1 protein-coding gene is annotated in these 1,498 nt (G+C 36.6%); it reads left to right on the top strand.

Annotated elements, in window-relative coordinates; translation table 11 throughout:
- Window positions 1–103 precede the first annotated feature (103 nt).
- Window positions 104–1,309: a dihydrolipoamide acetyltransferase family protein gene (locus tag G577_RS0110360; protein WP_028791098.1), complete on the top strand. Its 1,206-nt coding sequence runs from the start codon at window positions 104–106 to the stop codon at window positions 1,307–1,309.
- The last annotated feature ends 189 nt before the right edge of the window (window positions 1,310–1,498 follow it).

The raw sequence follows: 1,498 nt of genomic DNA, 5'->3' as shown, positions 1-1,498 counted from the left end.
TAAAGCTTTTATTGATGAATGTTATTTATTTTATTTTCAAAGAACCAGAATGTTTGCATCAGAGATGATGCTTATAAATATATTTTACGAGGAGGCGAAAAGTATGGCAACAGAAATTATTATGCCAACGTTAGGTTTAACGATGACAGAAGGTACAGTAGATACTTGGCTGAAAGATGAAGGTGATCAAGTTGAAAAAGGAGAAGCAGTATGTACGATCAGCTCAGAAAAGCTCAGCCATGATGTTGAAGCACCAGAAGAAGGAACACTTATAAAAATATTAGTTCCTACCGGTGAAGTAGCTCCTTGTAAAGACGCCATTGGTTTAATCGGCGAGCCAGGAGAAGAGGTTCCTTCAAAAACTGAAAGAGAAGACACAACCGAAGAAACTCCAGAAGAAGAACCATCAGACAAAAAAACTGAACCTGTAAAACCGAAAGAGAAAAAAGCAAAAGGCGATCGGATTTTTATTACTCCGTTAGCTAGGAAAGTTGCTAAAGAACAAGGTATTGATTATTCTCAAATCAATGGTACGGGTGGCAATGGACGGATCACGCGACGTGATGTCGAAATGTTCGAACCTCAAGAAGAAAGTGTAACAGCTACGACAACGACATCAGCAGGCGCTGGTTTAACTGGTATGAGAAAAACGATTGCTCAACGCATGACATCAAGCCTACAAAATACTGCTCAAATAACAGTTCAACAAAAAGCTGATGTGACTCAATTGATGGCTTTCAGGAAAGAAATGAAAGAAAATGCTGGGATGCCATTAACAGATGGGCAAATGAGTATAACCACTCTATTATCTAAAGCAACGATTTTAGCGTTACAGGACGCTCCTAAAATGAATGCTTTATATCATGATGGAAAGTTAGAAGAATTTGCTGAAGTTCACTTAGGTATGGCGGTAGCGCTGGATGAAGGATTGATTGTTCCAGTGGTACAAAATGCCGATAAAATGACGCTAACTGAGTTAGGAAAGACTTTAAATGATCGGATCGAAAAAACACAACAAGGAACGTTAGAAAGTAAAAATTATAGCGGTTCGACATTTACCATCACTAATTTAGGAAAAGGCGGCGCAGAATACTTTACCCCTATTTTGAATCCGCCAGAAACAGGAATCTTAGGCGTTGGGTCTATGCTTAACGAATTAGTACTTGATGAAGAAGGTCAAGTTGTCCAAAAACAAAAATTACCTTTAAGCTTAACATTTAATCACCAAGTAATTGATGGTGCTCCTGCAGCTGATTTCCTTTCTAAAGTGGTTGAATACCTGGAAATGCCATATTCGTTGGTTTTATGATTTTAGCAAAGGTAAACATTAAAGAAATTTAAATTTTAACAATTTTCAAACAAAAAATATTTATAAATAAAGAAGTCTTGTAAAATTATATTTATACCTGAATGATTTCTAAAAATTTGTGGATAACTAATCGGGCCGGTCAACAGGGTTGTTGTTCGTGTTATTTTCTATTTTTACTGTCGATTTTGA

The sequence above is a fragment of the Tetragenococcus muriaticus DSM 15685 genome (genome assembly GCF_000423785.1).
Lineage (GTDB): Bacteria > Bacillota > Bacilli > Lactobacillales > Enterococcaceae > Tetragenococcus > Tetragenococcus muriaticus.
The sequence above is the reverse complement of the archived record's forward strand: the minus strand, read 5'-3'. Positions and strand labels throughout refer to the sequence as shown.

Excerpts from the sequence above, each read along its gene's own strand:
- G577_RS0110360 (WP_028791098.1), top strand. The coding sequence starts at position 104 with ATGGCAACAGAAATTATTATGCCAACGTTAGGTTTAACGATGACAGAA.